Below are 19762 nucleotides of genomic sequence, written 5' to 3' on the forward strand. Positions count from 1 at the left end.
GAGTTTAAGTTATAGAAGTTCTCTGTATTTTTGTAACAAATTGTGAAAGATTCAGCAAGTGTTTGGTGATTGATCGTGCTGATGGGAAGGGGTGAGATTGCTAATGATCGAGTCGATAAGTAGGTAAAAATAAGTCTTTAGGCTGAGTTCAACAATCAACTTGCCCTTATATGTTCAATCGCAACAAACAGTGCATCGAGCATCACTTCAAAACTGGCATCAGTTGAACGCTTTAGTGTTAGCAATCCTGCTTGCTCCACAGCAATAAAACCGGAAACCGCAGCATTTACCATTCGCATGACATCAATCAGTTGATTTTCACTCAAGTCATAGGATTCTAACCCCGTTCTAAAGAAGCTGAGGGCTTCCTGAATGATTGGGGAAGCTTCTGGATCGGTGGGTTGTAGTTGAACTTGCATCATCACCCTGTAAAAGGCTGGATGCTTTCGGGCAAAATTACGGGTTGCGTGTCCACCTGCCTTAAGCAGCGCACGAGGGTTGCTCACTCCGGCGGTTTGTTGCTTGTAATAGGCAAAAAATCTCTGCCAAATGACTAACACAACTGCTTGGCGTAAGGCGGCATTGCCATCGAGATGCTTATAAATTGCGGGTGGCTGAATGCCCAACTCCCGCGCTACTCGATTCACACCAAGGGCAGATTCTCCTTCTCGATCAAGGCAAGCGATCGCAGCTTCAATGACATCCTGCCGCGTTAGGGAGTTTTCTTTCTTTGGACGACCCATTAAAAAATCTAATTAGTTAATACAATTAACTAAAAGTGAATATAATTAATTTTATCGAGGTCTCAGTTTGGATGAGGGCAATGTTTGTTCTTTCCTGCCATTTGCCACACAAGTCACTATGAGCGATCTTGTCTTTACGCCCGCCCATCAGCTTGCTCAGATGATTTGCGAACGCACGGTTTCTTCAGTTGAAGTACTGGATGCCCATTTAGCGCAGATCGCCAAACACAACACTCAGCTAAACGCCATCTGTACCTTAGACGAAGAACGTGCCCGTCAACGTGCAAGACTTGCTGATGAAGCTTTAGCACGAGGAGAGAACTGGGGCATTCTGCATGGAGTGCCGATCACGATTAAAGATACGCTTGAAACGGCAGGTTTGCGTACTACCGCAGGTTACAAACCCCTCAAAGATTACATTCCTCAACAAGATGCAACTGCGGTAGCCCGACTGCGGGCGGCTGGCGCGATCATTTTGGGCAAAACAAATCCTGCTGAACTAGCAAGTGATTACCAGGGCATTAACGATTTGTTTGCCCGCGTTAATAATCCGTGGAATTTGAACTATACACCCGGAGGGAGTTCCAGTGGCAGTGCGGCTGCGATTGCGGGTGGACTTTCACCGTTGGATCTTTGCTCGGACTTTGGCGGTTCGATTCGTCAGCCCGCTCACTTTTGTGGTGTGTTTGGACTCAAGCCGACTGATCGCCGCGTTCCCACAACTGGACATATTTTGGAAGTGCCAGGAATGCCCAAGTGTATTCGTCAAATGTTTACAGTTGGCGCACTTGCCCGTTCAGTTGAAGATCTGTACCTCTGTCTGCAAGTTATTGCAGGTGCTGACTTGTATCAACCTGAGATTCCACCAGTTCCACTCGATTCGCCCAGTATCAAGAGCCTTCAAAACCGACGAATCGCTTGGGCAGATGAATTTTGTGCCTTCCCGGTTGCCTCGGAGATTAAGTTAGCAATTCAGTCTGTTGCTAAAATCCTGACTGATGTCGGTACTCAAGTTGAACAGTGGGTTCCAGAGTTTGATTTTGTTGCTGCTTGGCAGATCTACTACGCGATCGCGACTTACAATCTCATGTATTCGCAACCAACTACGTTTGATTATGTTCGTAATTCAATCGCCTTTCTATTTCGTGAAGCAACTCAGGGCGATCGCGCATTGCGAAAGCTCAGTAACGTTCCTGGAATGGTTTTCCCTATTTTTCTCAACCCAAGCCTAAAAGGTTATTTTGAAGCGTTGAGCCAGCGCGATCGCTTGATTGCTCAAATGGACAGGGAACTAGAGCAGTGGGATGCATGGCTATGTCCCGTTGCAATGACCCCTACATTCACCCATCGCGCGAAAGGTCAAGCGGTGACAGTAGAAGGTAAAAAAGTCCCTTATATGATGGCATCAGGTGCTTATACAGTGCCATTCAATCTCACTGGGCATCCAGTCGTTGTGATACCCATTGGACAGACACTGGACGGATTACCGATTGGAATGCAAATTGTTGGGAAACGATGGCGAGAGATGGAATTACTGGCGATCGCTCAGGAGATTAACAAAGTGGTTGGTGGCTTCCAACACCCATCTGGTTATTAAAAAGTCTAATTAATTTAAGTCTAATATAAATGCACATTAACCGATTTTTCCGTAAAGTCCTGATAGGTGCAAGTAGTATTAATCTGCGATTCTTTGAAACGGCAGCAACAAGACCATGCGAAAAATACGATTGTTCATTGCCTCTAGTCTTGACGGATACATTGCCAGGACATCAGGAGAGGTAGATTGGCTATTCACCGACTCTGACTACGGTTACAACGAGTTTTTTGCCCAAATAGACACAGTACTGATGGGTCGTAAAACCTATGACCAAGTTTTGACATTTGGGGAATACCCATACAAAGGTAAACAAAGTTTTGTTTTCTCAAAAACTGTGCAAGCTAAAGACAACAACGTGGAATTTGTCAACGGTAATTGGGAGGGCTTTATTAACACATTGCGTCAATCAAATGGTAGTGATATCTGGTTAGTTGGGGGAGCACAGACGATTCATTATTTCATGAAACACGGTTTTATCGATGAGTTAATTCTCTCGATACATCCAATTATTCTAGGAAATGGGATTCCACTGATTGTAAATGATCCCAGCTTGGAAACAGCACTTGAGTTTAAGGATGTGAAAACCTATGACTCCGGATTACTACAAGTCTCTTACGATTTAAAAAGAAAAACCACAGACAAGGAAACTGTATCAAAAGATATTTCTTGAAATTGAGGATTTCAACTAAAATTTAGGAACTAAATGCGTTGGTTCTGCATAACGCAGAATCAACTATGGAATTTGAAGGGTAGCTCAAATCAGTTTACGTGATGTGTTTTGCCTTCTCACAAAATATGGAGAGCACCCCTTCTATGATTAGACCACAAATCGTAAGGTGGAGAGAAGTCCTGCAGGCGGGTTTCCCAACAAGCGGGAACTGAGCGCAAAGCGCACGCTCCGCGAACGGGGCATTGCTCATGAAAGCTTATGTGATGGACATTTAAGATATGAGTGAGCAATGCCCACCCTACAAAAAACTGCTGTAAGTAACAGGGTAATCTGGATGAGCCGGACAAGTTCGACGAACATAATATGCTGAATATGCATCTTCATAACCAATAAGACAAACTATTCAGACATTGTGTGCGATGAACCTGATAAGCCAATTAAAACTAGCATTTGTTAAACCTCTTAGTTGCTTGACACTGTGTTTGTTGACTACAAGTGTTACATCACCCTTGGTGCTAGCTGAAACGAGTTATCCGCAGCAACCACAAAGACTAGCACAATTGGGAGACAGGGAACAGCTGGAGCGATCGCGCCTCATTCAAGAAGCAAATGTTTTGTATAGTCAGGGAAACTTCACAGGTGCAGAGGAAAATTTACGCAAGTTGATCAAGAAATTTCCCAAAGATGCTTTTGGTTATTATCAACTAGGGAATGTCCTTTATCAACAACGCAAAGCCGAAGAAGCAATTACTCAATACAAAGAAGCTATTCGTCTGAATTCGCGCTATGCTCTTGCTCATAATGGAATGGGCATTGCTCTTGCTAGCCAAGGTCGTTTACAAGAAGCTATTTTGGAGTATCAAAAAGCACTAGCAATTAATCCTGAATATGCCGATGCACTGGCAAGTCTAGGACAGGCGCTATGGCAGCAGGGCAACCGGGATCAGGCGTTGGCATCTTTAGAAAAAGCTGCGAATATCTTCAAAGCACAAAATAGACCTGATAAAGCTAACCGAGTTGAACAGCTTTTGCAACAGCTGAAAACAACTGATGACCCCTCCGTATCATGAAATTTCGTGAAGAGAAGATATTTTTAATGCCTATGGCGTAAGCACTCCCGCCTGAAAGAGGTGCGAGCATTACAATCAAAGTCAGATAGATGCTAGATGAAGCCTATGACTTCCGTCACTACAGTTACCGACTCAGTATTAACTTTACCCGACCACACGCAGTTGCCGGACTCCGACGGGACATTTGTAAGCCAGTCGCTTGCGGGGGTTCCCGAGGACAGTTCGGAGGAGGGTTTCCCTCCGGAAGAAACTGTCCGTCCCGTTGTGCGACCTGGCGCGAAAAATCTGCAAGAACATCCCCAAACTATTTTACTCACAGACTCGATTAAACCCGTCCTAGAGCAACTGCATCCTGATGGTCAATATTGTATCGGGCAGGATTCTGGCATCTACTGGCGATTGACTGATCCCCCAGAGAAAGGAGCAGAAGCACCGGATTGGTTTTACGTCCCTCATGTCCCGCCAACTCTCAATGGAAAAATGCGGCGTTCCTACGTTTTGTGGAAGGAGTATATCGCGCCGTTAATTGTGATTGAATTTGTATCTGGAGATGGCCGTGAGGAGCGAGATAAAACGTCGCCATCTCAGAGAGAAGATGGGAAAATGGGCAAATTTTGGGTTTATGAGCAGGCAAGTCGCGTCCCTTATTATGCGATTTATGAAGTAGAAAAGGCACAGGTGGAGGTATACCGCCTCGTAGATAATACCTATCAACTTATGACACCCAACGAAAGGGGACATTATCTGATTGCGCCAATGGCAGTAGAATTAGGAATCTGGCAAGGGTGGTATCAAAATGCAGAGCTACCTTGGTTACGTTGGTGGGATGCACAAGGAAATTTACTCCTGACAGGTGAGGAACGCGCTGAAGTTGAGCGGCAAAAACGGGAGACAATTGTAGAGAAGTTGCGCTTGCTTTCTCCTGAACAACTCAAAACATTGGGGATTAACCCAGAAATGTTGGATTAGAATAAACTCCACAAAGGGAGATTGAAATGAAGGTGTTGAAACTAGCAAAAGCAAGGATAACTCATGGAATTTGTGCATCTTTATTTTTGACTTTTGTTGCTACACCTTTAGCTATTGCTGCCAATAAAGCTGGTGATTATCGACAATTAGGGCTTTCATATCGGCAACAAGGGCGGTATCCTGAAGCCATAGCCGCAATGCAAAAATCTGTAGAACTCGAACCTGAAAATATTATGGGACGAGTGAATTTAGGTTGGACATTGCATCTAGCAGGAAAGGAACAAGAAGCAGCACAATCTTTATGGCAAGCAATATATCAAAAGCCATTGTACGTTCCTGCTTACAATGCTTTAGGAATTGTTTATCTCGTTGATAGCAACTTAACAGCAGCAGTGCTGGTTCATACTTGGGCAGCAATTCTCAAGCCAAATAATGAAATTGCTTATTTTAACTTAAGTTTAGCTTTGCATCGGTTACAAATTTATAACTTAGCGATAGCAACTGCTAACCGTGCCGCTATTCTGGAACCAAATAATCCTCATCCTTTGGTTGCTAGTGCGATCGCCTATTGGGATAATGGTGACAAAGATACCGCCAAAAAAGTTTATACCAAAGCTATAAGCTTAGATTCCAGGTATAGCGATAGAACTTTTTTAAATCATCTCAAGCAAGCTGCTTTTAGCCAAGAGCAAATTCAAAAAACAGAGCAAGTATTGTCTAACAAAGTCAATTGACTCTTATATAATATTATGTTCCGAAAAGTAGCCATAAGAAAACTTGTTTGTAGTAAGGACTTTAGTCCAAGATTTAGTTGAAGAGGACGCGCATTCCTCACTACAAATTTATTAAGGCTTTGTGTGTGTAGCCTCAGCTTTCTATGGTGTTGAGCATCTAAGAATTTTTTCAACAAGTCTAATGACCAACAGCACCACCCGTAGGCTTAACTTTTTTTAAGAATAAAATAGCAATACCACTGACTAACAAGGCAATGGCAATAAAGTAGAAACAATCGTTAAAAGCATTTACGAAAGCTTCACGACGCACTATATTATCAATGGCTTTTATTGCCTGGTCTTGTGCTGTACTCAAATCAGAACCACGACTGGTAAAATACTGTGTCATTTGGTTAATTCTCTCTTGAGTAGCTGGACTATATAAAGATACTGATTCTCCCAATCGATTAGAGTGAAATTGCTCTCTATTAGTTAACAGAGTCGCTAATGCCGCAATTCCCATAGAACCGCCCATATTACGCATCATATTAAATAAGCCACTTGCTGAACCTGCTTCTTTCGGGCTCAAACCAGCAGTAGCAATAGAGGTTAGTGGTACCATAATGAGTGGTTGTCCCATTGCGCGAACAAGTTGTGACCAAATTAATTGGTCATATCCCGTTTGATAAGTCATCTTGGAATTCATGAATGCACTTACGGCAAATAACGACACACCCACAGCAACCATTAAACGCACATCAATGCGTTGCATCACTTTTGGAAGAAAGGGAATAATAAACAATTGGGGAATTCCTGCCCAAATCAGAACTTGACCAATTTGCAGCGCGTTGTATCCTTGAATTTGGGCTAGATACAGCGGCAAAATATAAATTGAACCATACAATCCCACTCCCAAGGAAACATTTACAATACTTGCTAAACCAAAGTTACGATATCGCAAAAGTCGCAAATTAATAAATGGCTGCTTACGAGTTAATTCAATCCAGAAAAACATCGTTACAAAAATCGCCGCTAATATACTCAAGCGCACAATGAACGCTGAACCAAACCAATCTTTGCGGCTACCTTCTTCTAAAACAACTTGTAAGGAACCTAACCCAATTGCCATTGAAATAATTCCCCACCAATCGCCTTGTTTTAGCAATTGTAATTGAGGTCGTTCTTGCTTAATTCCATACCACACCCCAGCAAGCATCAAAGCCCCTGGAACTACATTTATATAAAAGCTATAGTGCCAACTGAAGTTTTCCGTTAACCAACCTCCTAATGTTGGACCAATTGACGGTGCAAAAACTGCTGTAATTGCAAATGCGGCTAGCCCAATTGCTTGTTTAGATGGAGGTAAAGTTGTTAGTACAACCGTCATGGCAGTAGGAATTAAAACTCCTCCAGTAAAGCCTTGTAAGGCGCGGAAGACAATCATTGAATTGAGATCCCAGGACCATGCACAGCATATAGAAAAAAAGATAAACAAGGCGGTGTTAACTAAAAGATACCTTCGTAGGGAAAACACCCGCGACAACCATCCGGTTAACGGAATGACGACAATTTCCGCCACCAGATAAGCAGTAGAAATCCAAGAACCTTCTTCTAGAGTTGCGCCCAAAGATGCTTGAATATCTTGTAGAGAAGCGTTGGTTATCTGAATATCTAGTACCGCCATGAATGCGCCTAGCATACTCGCCAAAACGCCAATCCAGGTTCTCAGTGGTACTTTTTGATTGGAGGAAGATTGGTTAGAACCCTGATTGCCTTGGTTGCCAACTGCATTTGTATTAGCCACAGCAGTACTCCAAGTATTGAATGAGAGATATGTTTCTATTTTTTACCCTAACCCTAAAAGGGTGTGGAGACTATATTCGCCGCAGGTAATAAGCTGTTACGCGTCAGGGAGTGAGGGAGTGAGGGGGTGAGGGAAAGGATTTGACGGTTTTCTTCAAAGTTAAAAAAACCTATTTTATAAACGCAACAGCTTAGCAGATTTAGAGTGAAGTATGACCGACAGGCGATCGCAGCGCGAAGCAGAGCTGTGTTTGATGAGGTAGTCCGAAGGCTACCTGAGATAGCAAGAATCCGTAGGACTCTAAATTCTTTTATCATGTGATAGTGTTGTCAGAGGAATTCACAGCCCTATACAGATATACTTAAATCTTGCACCCTTCTCAACAAGAGCCAGAGGCTCTAATATCTCGTTACCAGGTTGAACCTGGTAACGAGGGTTTGGAGCCTCTGACGACTCACTGTTGCAACTCTTGCAAAATCTCAGCTTTCACCTTTTAAGGTTTTGCAGTTGTTAAGATACCTTTTTGCTCATAAATGACAAGTACCAATTTCTTTAAAGCAGGTAACTGTTTGGCAAAATAGATAGACCCTAAAATACAAACAATACCATCAATAATTAAAGTGTAAGGAGCGCCGATTTTATCCGCTAATGCACCTCCCACTAAATTACCAAAGGGTATCATTCCCAAAAATGACATTGTGTATAAGCTCATGACCCGTCCGCGCTTGTCCTCGTCAACAATTGTTTGTAAAACTGTGTTGCTACCAGCAATTTGGATAATTGTTCCGCAACCAACAAACAACATTGTCAGCAAAGAAAGTGGAAGCAAGCGCGACAAGGCAAAGCCAATCAAACCTATTCCTAAAATTGCTGGACCCAAGACAATCAATTTCCCAAGTCCCACAACTGTTTGGCGCGTAGCTAAATAAATACCACTAAATAGGGCTCCGACTCCCGAGGCTGCCATCAAAAAACCTAGAGTTTGTGCGCCACCTTTGAGGATTTCTTCTGCAAAAACCGGAGCGAGGACGGTGTATTGCATTCCGAAAAAGCTGACTAAAGCTGATAGTAATAACAGTGCCCGAATTGGTGGAAACCCAAAGGCATACCTAAATCCTTCTTTAATTTGTTGCAAAGGATTGACGTTACTTACTGTAGTTTTCCAAGGTTTAAATCTCATCGCTAACAAAGCCATAATCACAGCAATGTAGCTTAAACCATCAATTAAAAAACAGTAAGCTGCACCGACTTGGGCAATGAGTAAACCACCAATGGCAGGTCCAATTAACCGCGCCCCATTGAACATAGTAGAGTTGATAGCAATGGCATTTGCTAAATCGTCTCTGTGTTCCACCAACTCTGTCACAAATGCTTGTCGTGCTGGCGCATCAAAGGCATTGATAAATCCTTGAAACAAACTCAAGGCGATGATCTGCCATATCTGAATTACACCTGTAAACGTCAGAAATGCTAGCGCCAACGACTGAATCATCGCCAGTATTTGCGTGCCAATCAGAGTACGATGGCGGGAAAAGCGATCTACAAATACCCCGCCAAAGGGAGTCAAAAAAAAGCTAGGAACTTGACTGGTAAATCCCACAATCCCTAACATCAAGGGGTTGTTGGTTAAGTGATAAACTAACCAAATCGTGGCAAGTTGGGTCATCCACGAGCCAATAAGGGAAATGCCTTGTCCGGCAAAAAACAAACGGTAGTTTCTTGACCTGAGTGCTGGTAAGAGTGCTCTCTTTCTACTTGTTTGTGCGTTCATTAAAGCCTAAGTTTATACTTATCTGATATCCTTTCATAGATATCATCTGACTTAACACCAAACCCCTCTCCAGAGGCGGAGTGGGATAGCACTGCTTTTGGAAGAGGTTTTAGAGTTCAGGTGAGATTTTTCCCGCCTGTACCCTATCCCCTCCTACTACTTAACTTGCACACTAACTTCCGCAGACATCCCAGGTGTAATCCGCGATTCGTACCCTTTGATGCTCTGTTGGTCAAAAACAATTTTGACAGGAACGCGTTGCACAATTTTGGTAAAGTTACCTGTGGCGTTATCCGGTGGTAAAAGGGCAAACTGTGCGCCGGAGGCTGGCGAAATGCTATCAACGCGACCCTTAAAGGTATGATGAGGAAAAGCATCGAGCTTAATCTCTACTTCCTCTCCTGGCTTCATGTCTTCCAACTGAGTTTCTTTGAAGTTGGCGACTAGCCAATAATCGTTATCGACGATCGCCATTAAAGGTGTGCCTGCTTGTACCCGGTTGCCTACTTCCACTGTTTTCCGCCCTATCCGTCCGGCAGCAGGTGCGATAATGTTGGTGTAAGATAGCTGCAACTGTGCATCTTTCAAGGATGCTTCTGATTGAGCGATCGCTGCTTTTGCTGCTTCGTACTGGTTACGGTTCACGTTTGTTTGTTGTCCGCTTGCAGTCGCTTGTTCCAATCCACCTTTGGATGCAGCCAGTCTCGCTTGAGCACTCGTTACGCCTTCTTGTGCTTGTGCTAATCTTGACTGTGCTTGAGATACCCCTACTCTTGCAGAGGCTAACCGCGCTTGTGCTTGTTGCACTCCTTGTAAAGCCGCATTTCTTTGCGCTAAAACCACATTATAGGCTGCTGTGGCTGTCTCTAGCTGCTGGCGGGCAATAGCCCCTTGTTGAAACAGAGTGTTGTAACGGTTGTAATCTGCTTGTGCTCTTTGTAAATTGGCATTTGTTTGTGCTACTTGCGCTTGTGCTGCGGGAATTCCCGCTTCAGCTTCTCTAACAGCAGCCTCAGCCGCTGGGATACCTGCTTGCGCCTCTTTGACTGCTGCTTGGGCTGTGGCGATCGCAGCTAAAGCGTTGCTCACATCGCCTTGCGCTTGAGTTGTTTTACCACTCGTCGTTTGTGACGCAAGAGCAATGTTGGCTTGTGCTGCTTGAGCTTGACGGCGAGCGTTTTGCAGCGCCGCTTCTGTTTGCTGCACTTTAACTTGATAGTCCCTTGGATCTAGCTTCACCAACAGCTGTCCCTGTTGCACTTGCTGGTTGTCATTCACCAACACTTCGCTTACAGTTCCCGGAATGCGCGTGCTAACTTGGTGAAGGTGTCCTGCAACTTGGGCGTTGTCTGTCTCTTGATGGGTAGAAGCATACTGCCACCAGTGATAACCAAAACCTCCAGCAGCTACAGCACCCACACCCAATCCTGCCAAAATCAAAGCTATCGGTTTTTTCTGCTTTGGTGTTTGGGGCGGTTGGGGTTTGACTTCCTTGTTCTCGGTTTCGGGCTGAGTTTGGACATCAGCTTCTTTTGTTGTTTTCAGTGCTACATCTGTCTTTGTAGCTTTCTCTGATGTCACAGCTTCCAAAGTCTCTAAGTCTTTAACGAGTTCTTTCTCCAGAACTGCAGTGGTTTTATGTCCGTTACGTCCGTTGGTGTTGGTAGTGTTTGTGCCTTCCATGATAGTTAAGTCCTCAGTATTGTTTTTGGTCAACAAATTGCTTAGCGTGCGAAATATTTGAATAAAGATATTTAGAAAAAAGGTATTTAATAAGCTATTACTTAGAATACGTAATATTATCCGTAAAAGACCCAAGAAAGCGCCTCACCCATCTGGGTGATTCTTAAGATAAGTTAACTATCGCCTTAGTCAGAATTTGGGAAAATTGTTCCCGTTCAGCGTAGGAAATACCGTGCATGGCTTGCTCGCGAATTTCTACCGCAATAGGTGGTAGTACTGTTTCGAGTTCTCTTCCTGCATCTGTGAGCCAAATACGCCAAATGCGGCGATCGCGAGAGTCACGTTCTCGACGAATCAAGCCTCTTTCTTCCATTCGATCCAATACGCCAGTTAACGTTCCTCCCACCTGTTGCAGTTTGTCCCCAATACTGGAAGTGGGTAAGCCGTCTTCCTCCCACAAACAGCAGAGAACCACCCAGTGAAAGGGGGTTAGTCCAAACGGCTCCAACCGCTCGGTAAACCTGCGAGCGAGGAGTTGTGAGACTAGTTTGATCCTGTAGCCAACTCCGTATGGTGCGCGGACTTGCTGCCACGACTCCAAATCTTGGGACTTATTCGGTTTAGAGACCATCTGTGCGAAAAGCTTAGCGTACGTAATATTACTATAACATGATTTGACCAGTTAGCAAGAACTGATTGCCACTTTCTTATGAAGTCACTAAGCTGCCGCATGCATATGAGTTACTGATTTGAGCTGACAATATAATCTACAATCCAATCATCTCCTGATCAGTCAAACTAGGCTAGTACTGCTACGGGGAATTCAAAAGTCAAAGGTTTTTAGTACAGCATTTCATGAATTCGTAATATTTTTAAACGCAGAGGGGCGCTCTCGGTAAACGCAAAGGTACACAGAGTCTTCGTTTAAGTTTTCGCTATGAAGTTATGGAATCATGTACTAAGTACGCGCATTCGTGACGTAGAGTCTTCGTTTAAATTTTCGCTATGAAAGAGATGCAATCATGTACTTAGTTGTTGAGAAGTTGAATTAAACTTACTTTTTGTATAGTACCGAGAACCCGATGAGGTTGAGATAACTCAGCCGCCTGTTCGACAGAAACCCAAGCATAGCCAGAAGTTGGCAGATCGGAAAGCTGGACTCGCTTGCCGTGGAGAGGAGTGTAGAATTTGAGTAACACGTCAGTCTTGCCTCTTGTGTCCACAAAGTTGATAGGAGATGAGTGTAAAACTTGAGCAATTGCTGGCTGTTGAATAAAAGCTTTGATATCAGGGTTGTAGTCGCCTATCAAGCCACTGCTACCAGCCACAGCCAAAGCCAGCCAAGCGGGAACTAACCAACCCGCCAACCAGTAACGACTCGTCAGAAACTTTTTGCCAAAGTGGTAACGACCAATCCACACTAAAGGTAATATTAACCAACCTACTCCTGATGCTAATGCCAGGGTAGCGTACTTGCGAACTTCTGCATTACCCGAAACAGAAGCGACTATTCCCGCTACTAACAGCAAAACACCTACTATCCCAAAGCCATAACTCAGATTGCGAGGAATTTTTTTTAGAGACGCCCTATGACGGGTCTGTACATCCTGGTAAATTTTGCCTAGCCAGTTTAACCCCACAGCAGCAAGCAAAGCGATGAATGGATATAGGGAAAGACTGTAGTGAGATAAACGAGTGGAGAAAAGACTGAGTTCAGCAAACAAAATGAGGGGATAGCCAACCAATATCAGTTGGTAGCGAGGAATGGGACGACGAATCACCAAAGCTAAGCCTAAAAGACTCAAAAAAAACCAAGGAAACGCTTTTACAGGTAGATTCCAGAAATAGAACTCTAACCCATTATTACCGCGTTCACCAGACCCCAACTTAACAACAAAGTTAATTAATTGCCCAAAACTCGCATCACCGTATCGTAACCAGCTTAGCCACAGCCAGACAAAGGTGGGAATTAAACCTACTACAAACCCGAAATACAACATTGGGTTTGCAAGATGACGATGACGGCGATGCTCCTTTAGGAGATAGGGTAGCAAAGCTATGATGGGCAAAACAATCATAAAGCTTCTGACTAAAAAGCCCAAGCCGAAACTAAAACCGACTACAAAACACCAAGCAGAGCGATATTTGGGATGTAATTCAGCTTTAAGTAAAGACCAAATCGCTAAAAGTACTAGGAAAATCATAGGCACATCAGGTGTGCCTAAACGACAGTATTGCAGCCAGAGAATTTCTACACTCAAAATGGCAGCAGCAAGCCAAGCAATCTTTTTTCCGAGGAAAATTTTGCCGATTTCGTACAGAAGTAGTACGCTTAGGGTGCCAGCAATCATACTTGGCAATCGCCCACTTGCTTCACTGACACCAAACAACGTGTAGCTACTGGCAACTAACCAATACGGGCCAGGAGTTTTATGATGAGGAGTTGACCAGGGATGTATCCAATCGCCCGTGTCTATCATAAAGCGCGATCGCCAAGCATAAAGCCCTTCATCATGTGCCATCAAGCTACTCTCCCCAGAACTGAATAGCAATAAGGGGAGTATCCAAATTAACAAACTGACGTGAGGAAAGGCACGCAAAAACCCCGTAACACCCTTGATGGGATGCATAAATTGTAGTTTATATAACATTGAATTGTGACTAGCCAAATTCTTCCTTTGGCTCATTATATTTTTGTGTCTCTTCTTAGAATACGTATGGTGGTAGATCAATTGTTTCCGCCAAACGGTACCTAAATTGACAAAATTTTGGAAAAATTTGTTCTCAACAGACCTTTATGCCGCTTAGACCAGACCAACGCATTAAGCTAGATGATACAGACGACAAGCTGTTCTATGATTATCCCCGCTTCGTGACTCATGTGGACGAAGGTTTTATTCAACAGCTGACGGACTTATACCGCGATCGCCTCAAACCCAACACCCGTATCTTGGATATGATGAGTAGTTGGGTTTCGCATCTGCCTCAAGAGATATCTTTTGCTCATGTTGAGGGACACGGACTCAACGCCGAGGAACTGGCACGAAATCCCCAGTTAAATCATTACTTTGTTCAAAATCTCAACGAAAATCCTCAGCTACCCCTACTAGACCAGGATTTTGATGCCGTTCTCAACTGCGTTTCAGTGCAGTATTTGCAATATCCAGAAGCGGTATTTTCAGAAATTCACCGCATCCTCAAGCCTGGTGGTGTGGCAATTTTCAGCTTTTCTAACCGAATGTTTTTTCAGAAAGCGATTCAAGCGTGGCGAGAGGGTACAGAAGCCAGTAGAGTTGAATTGGTAAAAGGCTATTTCTCTGCTGTTCCAGGTTTCACGTCTCCAGAAGTAATTGCTCGTGTGTCAACTCTTCCCAATTTATTACAGTGGATGGGTGTCACGGGAGGAGATCCGTTCTATGCTGTCATTGCTTACCGTAGTAATTAGTCATCGTTATCAAAAACTTTGTCTGATTACAAGCCAAAAAAAAGCAGCATCGATAAATTTCCACTCAATGTCAAGCAAAACAAGGAGGCAAACATGAATTTCCCGCGCGCCCGTAGAATTTTTGCAGCTTTGTTGTTATGTTTATTACTATTTACAACAGCTTGCGCTCCGAAAACACCCGGACGTTTTGACCAGGCACAACAGGAAAGTAGTCAACAAAGAAGCGGTCAAGCGGTTGCGAAAGATGCAACCCAGGGTGGCGAATTTAACAAATTCTTCCCAAGTGCTCAGGCTGGCTACCAGCGCGTATTTACTCAAGAGAAAAAAGGCTTTGCTGAAGCGAAGTTGAAAAAAGACGGCAAAGACGTTGCTGTCATTTCGATTAGTGATACACAAGCAGTCAAAGGAAGCGCCAACCCAGCGGCAAAATTCGTAAACAGTTCAAACACAATAGCGGGATATCCAGCTGTGAGCCAAGGGACGACTGGCACAGCTATTTTAGTTGGCAATCGCTATCAGGTCAAAGTGCAATCTCGCGATGCGTCATTTACAGAGGGCGATCGCGAAGCTTGGTTACAGAAGTTTAACCTTAATGGTTTGACGCGGCTAGCTAAAGCCCAATAACTAAAAAAACGACAGTTAGCAGTTAGCAATTTGGCAACTGGAATCCTGAGTAACCAGAAAACAATTAGGAGTCTATTGTGAGCAAACCGATTCAACAATTGGTTGATGAACTACCAACTAACAACTTGACCGTTTCTGCATTGCGATCGCTCGATTTTGTCGCTCCTGGTGAGTGGCAAAACGTCGTTGGCTTTGTCAACACCATCAAAACTGTGACTGGTGAAACCGACGAAGACCTGATTCAGCAAATTGGCGAACGCGCGATTTATCTCTACAACGACCGCTCTCAGGGATACCAACGAGCTATGTGGCTCTATCAAACTGTTGATAGTACAGATAAAGCACTTAGTGCAGCCGTTTTGGCAAATAAAGTTGGTGAGAAAATTCCCCTTTTGGGTTTTTTAAATCGGGTGACTCCTAAAGCTGAAAAAGCACAAACCATCGACTTGTCCCTGAAATTAGTCGCTGAGTTAGTAGCCTTCTGCCAAATTAACGGTATTCCCGGAGACAGCATTGGGGATTTTGTCGCGTCTTTGGGCGAATACAGTGGTGAGTCGTTCATCCGCATGGCTGCATTAGTTTGCTTTGATGGTTTGATACCCCTAGGTCCAAACTTCATCAGTAGCGCACTATCTAGAATTAATCAGACAAGTCCTCAGGAGTTAGAGCAAAACTCGACTTTTCAGAATATTCAACAAGACATTCCAGGTAACAATTCCAGTAGCAAACTGAACTTTATCGGTGAAAGCTTCAACTCAGTTAGTGGTTGGATGAGTGGTCTGGTTGCCTCGAAGAATTTAACGCCACAAAAGGTAGTCAACAACTTGCAAAACTTTACCGACTTTGCAGGTGACAAGTTAGACTACCTCGGGGCGTTGCTGGATATATCAACGAATTACTACGAACATACTGGCACGCAAACCTTAGCACGTCGCTTGATTGAGCGAGCTTCGGCTGAAATTTAACTGAATCGTTTTATAGGTAATTGGTAATATAAACTATTACCAATTACCTGATACCAAATAATTATAAAAAAATATACTTCTAAAGAGGTAATTATAGCAGTTGTCATCCGGATGAAGCATAGATTTATCTGCGTTTATCTGTGTGCATCTGCGGTTCCTGAATTCTTTAAAAAACTAGCCGTAACTATTCCAGCCTTCACACGCAAATCAACCCAATGGCTGGTTTTATAACCCAGGTAAGTTACGTATATTAAATCAGGTGATGTGCTTGTTCTTTTTCCGTAAAAGCACGGCATTGCCGTGCTTTTCTTACTTTGGCAAATTGACTTCCTTCACAGTGGCTGACAGGAAAGGTTCAAAGCGTTGAAAATTTTCCAGTTTCTGGAACTGAGCCGTCTGCGAACCTGGATCAAAGGCAGTGGTTATCACATAAAGTGCTTTACCATCAAAGGCAACATAACCAAGATGCTGCTCTTCGATTCCACCTTTTTGCTGAATTCCTAAAAACCGATAACGGATTCCCTGAAGTTTACCAACTGATATCGGTTGTGGAGACTGAGCGGAGAAAATAATACGGTCACTATACACACTCCGACGGTCTTTCTCCAAAATACTGTAATGGTCAGCAACCCAAAGTTTAAGTGCTGTTGCTAACTGGTTTTGGTATTGGGCTTTTTGGTAATCCACATTTGAACTCGGTGGAATACCAGCTTTTGCCAACATCTGTTGAAAATTCGGTTGATTTTCCAGAGGGTAAACTCCTATTTCAACCGTACCCAAAATATTTTTATTTGATGACACGCACAACAGAGGTGCATTTCCATCACAAGCAGCAACTCGCCAGCCAGCAGGGGCAGATGTTTGTCCTAAGATACTCTTCCAGATATTTCCTTGATTTGGTTGAGAGTTGCTAGATGTGGTTTGAGGCTGGTTTTGAGCAGCATTGGCTTGTCCTGGTGTTGGCTGTGATTGGTTATTTGAAGACAAGTAGGGGAGAGCGTATTTTACAAATCCTAGCGGTGTGAACACCACCAGCAAAATCACACCAAGCAAAACGTGATAAAGTCGTAACATTTTTTATATAGTGCGTGAGATAGCAGATAAATAGTATCTAGAAAATTTGTCGATATGTTGTAAAGAGAGTTTCTTCTCCAGCTTGTATGTCAAGATACTACTATGCCGATACAACTTACATCCCAAGTCAATAACTTTCCGGAAATGTCCTAGACAAATAAAAATTGCTCCTGCTACTCATACCGCATACGGTTCAGTAAATCATAAGTAGGGTGCGTTACGGCTTTAGCCTAACGCACCATGTTATATCGCGGTGCGTTAGGCGCTTTGAACATATTTGTCGTTACAAATCTCTTGAAAGGGTGCGCCTAACACAACGCCAGTTGCTACAACGGAGGGAACCTCCCTTCGGGTATGCCTTCGGCACGCTACGCGAACACCAGTCGCCTACCGAGGGAAACCCTCCTGCAGCGCTGGATTCACCGCAACGCACTGGCTCCCCTACAATAATTTTATTTTTACTCAGGACTTACGCAAAAACTCTCTGAAACTCTTATCCCTTCGTGTCCTTGGCGTCTTGGCGGTTCGTTTTTTCATTAATTTGCGTAAGTCCTATTACTTTCTAAATAACCTCTCAGAGAAATTTAAAACTACTTTTCACTCTGTCTGATAATTGCAGTTATTTCTTCAAAAACCAAATCAGCAGAGTGTTGGACAACAGGGCTTAATTCCAGTCCAAAACCAAGATTTTCTGCTTCAATTAAATAAACCGTCACCTCTTTGGGAAAATCTTCTTTAAAAATTTTCTTACCAGCGGCTAAAGCATGATCCCAACGAAAATCATGCAAATTATAACTAGGTTCCGGTAAGGCTTCAAGTTCTTTGCCAGGAACTTTAAAAACACCACCTGGTTCAGAACCTGTTGAACTGGCATCAATAATAATTAACTTTTTGCTGCCTCTTGCTTGAAACATCACTTCCATTCCTGCGGTGCCACAATCATAAACTCGCATATGAGGATGAGGATGTTGGGCAAGATATTGCTGTAAGCGTTGAGCAATGATTACACCTACGGCGTCGTCACTACGGTTGAGATTTCCGCAACCAATAATTGTAAGCATGGGAGGATACTGCATTTCTTTTGATTGTGTTGTGATATATAGCACTTTTCGTTTGGATGAAGTACAGATAAATCTCGTGTAAATCTCGTGTCCATCTGTGGTTCTTATTTCTTGATGTATTGCACTCAACACCACCAAGCGCTATAGTTCCGCAGGTAACTCCTCAGGAATTTAAGAGATAAGCTACTGAGGAATTAAGGCAAACAAGTTATTCCATCTGGCTATCTAACCAATCTGAAAATCTTTCGACAGCATGAGCAATATCCTGTCTTTAGTAATAGAGTAAAGTACGAGTACTTTTGCAAAACTAAATATATATAGCAATCCTAAATGATTTCTGAAAAATCTTAAGTATTGTAGGGTGGGCAGTGCTTACCGTATTTTGCCCACTAAATCCGGGTTTTGCGTTCGCACTGCCCTCTTAAGCGTGTCGTTCAAAAATCAAATAGGAGCCCTATACCTTAGTGTAAATTTCAAGAATTTTACTCATAGTAATTATTAGGCATCTCCTATGAAAAACGATTTTAATTTAATCCCAAAACCTCATGAGTTACAACAGCAGATCGCTGAGGCTGTTTCTGAGATTAAAGAAGAATTTTCTCTTGAGCAAGTTGGGCAATTACAAAATCAGCATTTGCGCCACCCAATTGGGCTACCAACAGGGCTTTTCTCTGCCTTGAGTGCGATCGCCCATGTCATCGGCTCTACAAAACGAAACTTGAATTAGTACTTGGTGCAATCCCAAATTTTCTAACCGTAGAATTTTTATTTTTCCATCAAATTTTTAATTTTCCCCAACAGACGCGGCATCTTGATTGGTTTTGTGTCGTATGCATCGCACCCTGCTGCCAAAGCTTTTTCGCGATCGCCTCCGGCGCTGCGCTCTGCGCGATCACCTACGGCTGGCACAAAGAAAACATTAAATTGTAGGGTGGGCACTGCTCTTCACCGATAAGCAAGGAAGGTGGACAGGAACCAGTGCCCACCTTACGTTGAATTCGCGCTCCAGAGTCTGTAATTGCACAGACAAGCTGTTATGAAAAAAATGTTAGAACCTTGGCAAGTCATTACTGGAGCGCAATCTAGTTTAGAGTTGTACCGCATTTTTTATATTACCTTGACGCTGGTATGCTTTTGGATTCTATAAATCAATACGGTTCAGATAAGACCAAAACCCTTATCAGGAAGGCAATGTAGAGACGCGCCATGGCGCGTCTCTACACACATGATTTTTTACACATTAACCTTAACTGAACCGTATTGTTCTATAAATACCGAAATCAGGTCTGTTGATTGTAATGGATATTAATAATTCTTAGAAAAATTTAGAAATAGAGCTTAAAAAGCAAGTCAAGGTTTTTTTAACTGCTTTTATCTGTGAAATGAATGCCATAACCTAGTGCCTAACTTTTCTGTAATTTTAAGCACACAGCAGCAGTTGAAAATAAAAATCAAACCAATAATCATGGTTTACTAGACACTAAGTAACTACTGCTGTCTGGAGAGGTGCAATGTCTGCCATGAGTACTCGTTGGAACTGGTTATTAGGAATTGCAATTGGTGGTGTATATAC

18 protein-coding genes are annotated in these 19762 nt (G+C 43.2%); 9 read left to right on the forward strand and 9 right to left on the reverse strand.

Going from position 1 to position 19762, the window contains the following annotated elements:
* Positions 1–155: 155 nt before the first annotated feature.
* The gene (locus V5G28_RS28395) at positions 156–743 is read right to left on the reverse strand and encodes a TetR/AcrR family transcriptional regulator (RefSeq protein WP_332991991.1); all 588 of its coding nucleotides are present in this window, start codon (positions 741–743) and stop codon (positions 156–158) included.
* Positions 744–861: 118 nt separating this feature from the next.
* Between V5G28_RS28395 and V5G28_RS28400 the strand changes: the two genes are divergently transcribed.
* The 5 genes from V5G28_RS28400 to V5G28_RS28420 all read left to right on the forward strand — a co-directional run bounded on the left by V5G28_RS28400 (position 862) and on the right by V5G28_RS28420 (position 5783).
* The gene (locus V5G28_RS28400; RefSeq protein WP_332991994.1) at positions 862–2340 is read left to right on the forward strand and encodes an amidase; all 1479 of its coding nucleotides are present in this window, start codon (positions 862–864) and stop codon (positions 2338–2340) included.
* A 115-nt stretch (positions 2341–2455) separates the two neighbouring features.
* Complete coding sequence (locus tag V5G28_RS28405; RefSeq protein WP_096567817.1) at positions 2456–3010, forward strand: dihydrofolate reductase family protein; 555 nt, start codon at positions 2456–2458, stop codon at positions 3008–3010.
* 419 nt (positions 3011–3429) lie between these two features.
* Positions 3430–4080 carry a tetratricopeptide repeat protein gene (locus V5G28_RS28410; protein ID WP_332991998.1) on the forward strand — a complete coding sequence of 217 codons (651 nt, stop codon included), beginning with the start codon at positions 3430–3432 and terminating at the stop codon, positions 4078–4080.
* Between the two features lie 105 nt (positions 4081–4185).
* On the forward strand, positions 4186–5049 hold the full coding sequence (locus V5G28_RS28415) for a Uma2 family endonuclease (protein WP_336231395.1): 864 nt from the start codon (positions 4186–4188) through the stop codon (positions 5047–5049).
* 26 nt (positions 5050–5075) lie between these two features.
* Complete coding sequence (locus V5G28_RS28420) at positions 5076–5783, forward strand: tetratricopeptide repeat protein (protein ID WP_332992002.1); 708 nt, start codon at positions 5076–5078, stop codon at positions 5781–5783.
* 178 nt (positions 5784–5961) lie between these two features.
* Here the strand turns inward: V5G28_RS28420 and V5G28_RS28425 are convergent, their stop codons facing one another.
* The 5 genes from V5G28_RS28425 to V5G28_RS28445 all read right to left on the reverse strand — a co-directional run bounded on the left by V5G28_RS28425 (position 5962) and on the right by V5G28_RS28445 (position 13671).
* Positions 5962–7566: an MDR family MFS transporter gene (locus V5G28_RS28425; protein ID WP_332992004.1), complete on the reverse strand. Its 1605-nt coding sequence runs from the start codon at positions 7564–7566 to the stop codon at positions 5962–5964.
* A 493-nt stretch (positions 7567–8059) separates the two neighbouring features.
* Complete coding sequence (locus V5G28_RS28430) at positions 8060–9337, reverse strand: MFS transporter (protein ID WP_332992006.1); 1278 nt, start codon at positions 9335–9337, stop codon at positions 8060–8062.
* A gap of 156 nt (positions 9338–9493) precedes the next feature.
* Positions 9494–11020 (reverse strand): HlyD family secretion protein, encoded by a 1527-nt coding sequence (locus V5G28_RS28435; protein ID WP_332992008.1) that lies wholly within the window; start codon positions 11018–11020, stop codon positions 9494–9496.
* A gap of 163 nt (positions 11021–11183) precedes the next feature.
* Positions 11184–11651 (reverse strand): MarR family winged helix-turn-helix transcriptional regulator, encoded by a 468-nt coding sequence (locus tag V5G28_RS28440; RefSeq protein ID WP_096567829.1) that lies wholly within the window; start codon positions 11649–11651, stop codon positions 11184–11186.
* Positions 11652–12048: 397 nt separating this feature from the next.
* Positions 12049–13671 (reverse strand): ArnT family glycosyltransferase, encoded by a 1623-nt coding sequence (locus V5G28_RS28445; protein WP_332992012.1) that lies wholly within the window; start codon positions 13669–13671, stop codon positions 12049–12051.
* A gap of 146 nt (positions 13672–13817) precedes the next feature.
* Here V5G28_RS28445 and V5G28_RS28450 point away from each other — a divergent pair, with 146 nt between their 5' ends.
* From V5G28_RS28450 to V5G28_RS28460, 3 genes are all read left to right on the forward strand, one after another.
* Positions 13818–14465, forward strand: coding sequence for a class I SAM-dependent methyltransferase (locus tag V5G28_RS28450; RefSeq protein WP_332992014.1), 648 nt, complete (start codon positions 13818–13820; stop codon positions 14463–14465).
* 93 nt (positions 14466–14558) lie between these two features.
* Positions 14559–15089 carry a hypothetical protein gene (locus V5G28_RS28455; RefSeq protein WP_096571403.1) on the forward strand — a complete coding sequence of 177 codons (531 nt, stop codon included), beginning with the start codon at positions 14559–14561 and terminating at the stop codon, positions 15087–15089.
* A gap of 77 nt (positions 15090–15166) precedes the next feature.
* Positions 15167–16054: a hypothetical protein gene (locus V5G28_RS28460; protein ID WP_096567834.1), complete on the forward strand. Its 888-nt coding sequence runs from the start codon at positions 15167–15169 to the stop codon at positions 16052–16054.
* Positions 16055–16363: 309 nt separating this feature from the next.
* Here the strand turns inward: V5G28_RS28460 and V5G28_RS28465 are convergent, their stop codons facing one another.
* Together V5G28_RS28465 and V5G28_RS28470 are read right to left on the reverse strand one after the other, a co-directional pair.
* Positions 16364–17128, reverse strand: a complete 765-nt coding sequence (locus tag V5G28_RS28465; RefSeq protein ID WP_332992017.1) for a hypothetical protein — start codon at positions 17126–17128, stop codon at positions 16364–16366.
* 590 nt (positions 17129–17718) lie between these two features.
* Positions 17719–18189 (reverse strand): hydrogenase maturation protease, encoded by a 471-nt coding sequence (locus V5G28_RS28470; protein WP_332992019.1) that lies wholly within the window; start codon positions 18187–18189, stop codon positions 17719–17721.
* A gap of 511 nt (positions 18190–18700) precedes the next feature.
* Between V5G28_RS28470 and V5G28_RS28475 the strand changes: the two genes are divergently transcribed.
* Positions 18701–18916, forward strand: coding sequence for a hypothetical protein (locus V5G28_RS28475; RefSeq protein ID WP_332992021.1), 216 nt, complete (start codon positions 18701–18703; stop codon positions 18914–18916).
* A gap of 38 nt (positions 18917–18954) precedes the next feature.
* Here V5G28_RS28475 and V5G28_RS28480 read toward each other — a convergent pair whose 3' ends face one another.
* Positions 18955–19128: a hypothetical protein gene (locus tag V5G28_RS28480; RefSeq protein WP_332992023.1), complete on the reverse strand. Its 174-nt coding sequence runs from the start codon at positions 19126–19128 to the stop codon at positions 18955–18957.
* Between the last annotated feature and the right edge of the window lie 634 nt (positions 19129–19762).

This window comes from Scytonema sp. PRP1 (assembly GCF_036697665.2).
In the GTDB taxonomy this organism is placed as follows: Bacteria; Cyanobacteriota; Cyanobacteriia; order Cyanobacteriales; family Nostocaceae; genus Kalymmatonema; species Kalymmatonema gypsitolerans.

Coding starts and splice junctions, on each gene's coding strand:
- V5G28_RS28410 (WP_332991998.1), top strand. CDS start 3,430: ATGAACCTGATAAGCCAATTAAAACTAGCATTTGTTAAACCTCTTAGT.
- V5G28_RS28470 (WP_332992019.1), bottom strand. CDS start 18,189: ATGCTTACAATTATTGGTTGCGGAAATCTCAACCGTAGTGACGACGCC.
- V5G28_RS28445 (WP_332992012.1), bottom strand. CDS start 13,671: ATGTTATATAAACTACAATTTATGCATCCCATCAAGGGTGTTACGGGG.
- V5G28_RS28420 (WP_332992002.1), top strand. CDS start 5,076: ATGAAGGTGTTGAAACTAGCAAAAGCAAGGATAACTCATGGAATTTGT.
- V5G28_RS28435 (WP_332992008.1), bottom strand. CDS start 11,020: ATGGAAGGCACAAACACTACCAACACCAACGGACGTAACGGACATAAA.
- V5G28_RS28430 (WP_332992006.1), bottom strand. CDS start 9,337: ATGAACGCACAAACAAGTAGAAAGAGAGCACTCTTACCAGCACTCAGG.
- V5G28_RS28405 (WP_096567817.1), top strand. CDS start 2,456: ATGCGAAAAATACGATTGTTCATTGCCTCTAGTCTTGACGGATACATT.
- V5G28_RS28400 (WP_332991994.1), top strand. CDS start 862: ATGAGCGATCTTGTCTTTACGCCCGCCCATCAGCTTGCTCAGATGATT.
- V5G28_RS28450 (WP_332992014.1), top strand. CDS start 13,818: ATGCCGCTTAGACCAGACCAACGCATTAAGCTAGATGATACAGACGAC.
- V5G28_RS28475 (WP_332992021.1), top strand. CDS start 18,701: ATGAAAAACGATTTTAATTTAATCCCAAAACCTCATGAGTTACAACAG.
- V5G28_RS28395 (WP_332991991.1), bottom strand. CDS start 743: ATGGGTCGTCCAAAGAAAGAAAACTCCCTAACGCGGCAGGATGTCATT.
- V5G28_RS28465 (WP_332992017.1), bottom strand. CDS start 17,128: ATGTTACGACTTTATCACGTTTTGCTTGGTGTGATTTTGCTGGTGGTG.
- V5G28_RS28440 (WP_096567829.1), bottom strand. CDS start 11,651: ATGGTCTCTAAACCGAATAAGTCCCAAGATTTGGAGTCGTGGCAGCAA.
- V5G28_RS28455 (WP_096571403.1), top strand. CDS start 14,559: ATGAATTTCCCGCGCGCCCGTAGAATTTTTGCAGCTTTGTTGTTATGT.
- V5G28_RS28415 (WP_336231395.1), top strand. CDS start 4,186: ATGACTTCCGTCACTACAGTTACCGACTCAGTATTAACTTTACCCGAC.